We start from the raw sequence: 2,899 nt of genomic DNA, 5'->3' as shown, positions 1-2,899 counted from the left end.
GAAGCTCACCGTTCCCCCATAGGAAAGCGAGTAATTTCCCAACCAACCCTATACCTTTTAAGTAACGAACCACGATTTATCTCGAATTCGAGTCTTCAACTAACCGGCCCATTAGTTTAATAAGCTTGTGAAGGATTAATATACCTTCTTCTCTACAGGAAGGCAGCTACTAAGATCGTTAAAATGATCAGCGGCAAAAGGACAAAAACCCCTATCAGCACTTTAAGGTTCTCTGGATTGCTTGAAAACAGAGAGTTGCGAAACCCATATAACATAAGAATCAGGAAGCTGATCGATATAATCGTTATAGCCAGATACACAAAACCACTCCTCTTAGAAGAAGCCAACCATCAAGTGTAGACAGGAGTCTGCTCACTCACAAAACAAGAGCTAGTCGACCCGCTTCGCTCCATAATATTTCGGTCCCCAGTATTCATTCGACTTCAGATTCGTCACTTCCACGCCTTCAGCTAAGGTTACGTGAACGATTTGATGATTGCCGATATAGAAAGCCGGATTCAGGTAGTCGTCCTTGAAAAACACAAGGTCGCCAGGCTGGAGATCATCTTTTTCTACAGGTTCACCAACCTCCCATTGTTCTTCTGCATGACGAGGGAACGGCATGCCTTCCTGCTCCATAACATATTCGACGAACCCTGCTGTATCAAAGCCGGCGGGTGTGGTTCCATCTTTTTGATAAGGTACTTCTCCAATATATTTAGTGGCTTCTGAAACTATAGGATCTTCCCTGGGAATCGTCAGATCTTCAAATCGTTTTACTCCAGTGAATTTTTCCTGCCAGTATTCCCCGCTTAGATAAGAGATCGTGACTTCCTGGGTCCGTGAGGCATGAAGAAATCGACCTCCTCCAATGTAGATACCATTATGAGAAATTCCCTTCCGGTATGTGTCGCTGAAAAAGATGACATCACCCGGTTGGATGTTCTCTACATCTATCTTTTCCCCCACCTGCCACTGCTGGTCAGTAGAACGAGGGAGGTAGATGCCTTTCGCTTCCTCAAATACATACTGAATGAGCCCGGAACAATCAAATGCTTCTGGCGTTTCCCCACCAAAAAGATAAGGGACTCCCAAATACTGAAGGGCTGTTTGCACCAGATCTTCTTCTCTAGCAATTTCCGGAGCATCCGTTATTCTTCTAGCCATCTCGAAGTTTCCACTCCAGTAGCTGTCGCCCTCAAAAGACGTCACTTCAACTCCATCCGAGACGGTGGGATGAATGATCTGGTCTTTTCCCATATAGATCGCCGCATGGGACAGGCCTTCATCGTCTTTGCTGAAAAATAGTACGTCACCTTCCTGCAAAGAATCGCGCTCTACCTGCTCCCCCATATTCTTCTGCTGCTCCAGCGTTCGCGGGAGTTCAAATTCCATGACTTGCTGGAATATATATTGAATAAATCCAGAGCTGTCGAACCCTTGCTTTGGGGAAGCACCTCCATGCTCGTAATCGACGCCTATATATATTTCCGCTTCTTTTACAAGCGGATGCTTTTCTCGATTATCTTCGGAAAACTGCCATACAATTAAACTAATAACCACCAGTGTAATAGCTGTCATCCATTTACCGCGATGCTTGCGCAAATATTGGCCTCCTTTAATTGTAAGGCTGATGTTTTGATGAAGATTTTACCAAAGATTGTTGGAAAAGTTTATTAATCTGTCCGGTCAATCTTCTCGGTAGTGGCTTATAAGATGGATAAGTGGAAAAGATAAAGAGTCTCTACCTACCCTTTCGGATAAATGAGATGGAACATTAAATCCGTTTGAGCGTTTTGCAACAAGGAATCAACCCTGATAGAACTAACTTACCTATATATCAAAAAAAGACCGTCTCCACCGAGACAGTCTTTTCTCCTCATTATTTATAGGGCTTTGACCAGCCCGCCATCGATCACAAGTGATTGACCGGTCAAATACGTATTTGCACCCGACGCCAGAAAGACCACCGCTTTTGCAAATTCTTCCGGCTCTCCGTAACGTCCGATCGGAATGTTCTGCTCAGCTTTCTCTCTGACTTCTTCCGCAGAAACCCCTACTTGATCCGCTCGCTTCTGGTCTAAGGAAGCAACGCGGTCTGTGGCAATCCGGCCTGGCCCCACCGTATTAATTAGAATATTATCAGGGGCGAGTTCCTGAGATAGACTTTTTGACAGCCCAACGATTCCAGCCCGGAAAGTGTTCGATAAAATCAAATTATCCAGCGTCTGCTTAATCGATGAAGAAGCGATGTTCAGTATCCTTCCACTCTTCTGCTCTCGCATGGACGGCAGCACTTCGCGAATCGTCCTGGTAAAACTAAGCAGATTGAGTTCAAACGCCTGCTGCCAATCTTCATCTGTGAAGTGATCAAACGTTCCGGCAGGGGGGCCTCCTGCATTGTTAATGAGCACATCTACGGTTCCGTGCAGCTCAACCGCTTTTTGAACAAGCTGTTCGATATGCGATTTATTAGTTACGTCACAAACTTGATATTCTACATTCGGGTTGCCGCTAACTTCTTTAATTTCAGCTTTTGCCTTTTCCAGTTCTGCCTCGCTGCGGCTTGATATCAGCACCTTTGCCCCTTCCTTCGCAAATTCGGTACTGATCGCTTTTCCTAATCCCTTACTTGAAGCAAGTACGATAACCGATTTATCTTTTAACTGGAGATCCATCTATTTCATCCTTTCTCATTATCTTTATCTTTTAAGTCTTTCACTGAATTTCGCAGAGTCGTAAATCCATCAACCTGACATTCGATTACGTCCCCATCTCTAATCACTACAGCCCCCGGTGTCCCGGTTGAGATAATATCACCAGGCAGCAAGGTCATCACCTTGGAATGAAAAGATACGAGATAATCAGGGTCAAACGTCATATTATTAACTTCGTTCGT

Annotated in this window: 4 protein-coding genes; all 4 read right to left on the bottom strand. The window is 44.7% G+C overall.

Features of this window, described 5'->3' with window-relative positions:
• Positions 1-152: 152 nt before the first annotated feature.
• Entirely contained in the window at positions 153-320 is a 168-nt protein-coding gene (locus WAM07_RS12980; protein ID WP_422167465.1) for a hypothetical protein, read from the bottom strand.
• Between the two features lie 70 nt (positions 321-390).
• Positions 391-1,605 (bottom strand): C40 family peptidase, encoded by a 1,215-nt coding sequence (locus WAM07_RS12975; RefSeq protein ID WP_422167463.1) that lies wholly within the window; start codon positions 1,603-1,605, stop codon positions 391-393.
• Positions 1,606-1,886: 281 nt separating this feature from the next.
• Entirely contained in the window at positions 1,887-2,678 is a 792-nt protein-coding gene (locus WAM07_RS12970) for an SDR family oxidoreductase (RefSeq protein WP_422167461.1), read from the bottom strand.
• A gap of 5 nt (positions 2,679-2,683) precedes the next feature.
• A partial coding sequence (locus tag WAM07_RS12965; protein ID WP_422167459.1) for a fumarylacetoacetate hydrolase family protein occupies positions 2,684-2,899 on the bottom strand: 216 nt, incomplete at its 5' end.

Origin of the sequence: Halobacillus sp., from assembly GCF_049282395.1 — a bacterium.
Taxonomy (GTDB): domain Bacteria; phylum Bacillota; class Bacilli; order Bacillales; family Halobacillaceae; genus Halobacillus.
This window is presented reverse-complemented; position numbering and strand designations above follow the sequence as displayed.

Excerpts from the sequence above, each read along its gene's own strand:
- WAM07_RS12970 (WP_422167461.1), bottom strand. The coding sequence starts at position 2,678 with ATGGATCTCCAGTTAAAAGATAAATCGGTTATCGTACTTGCTTCAAGT.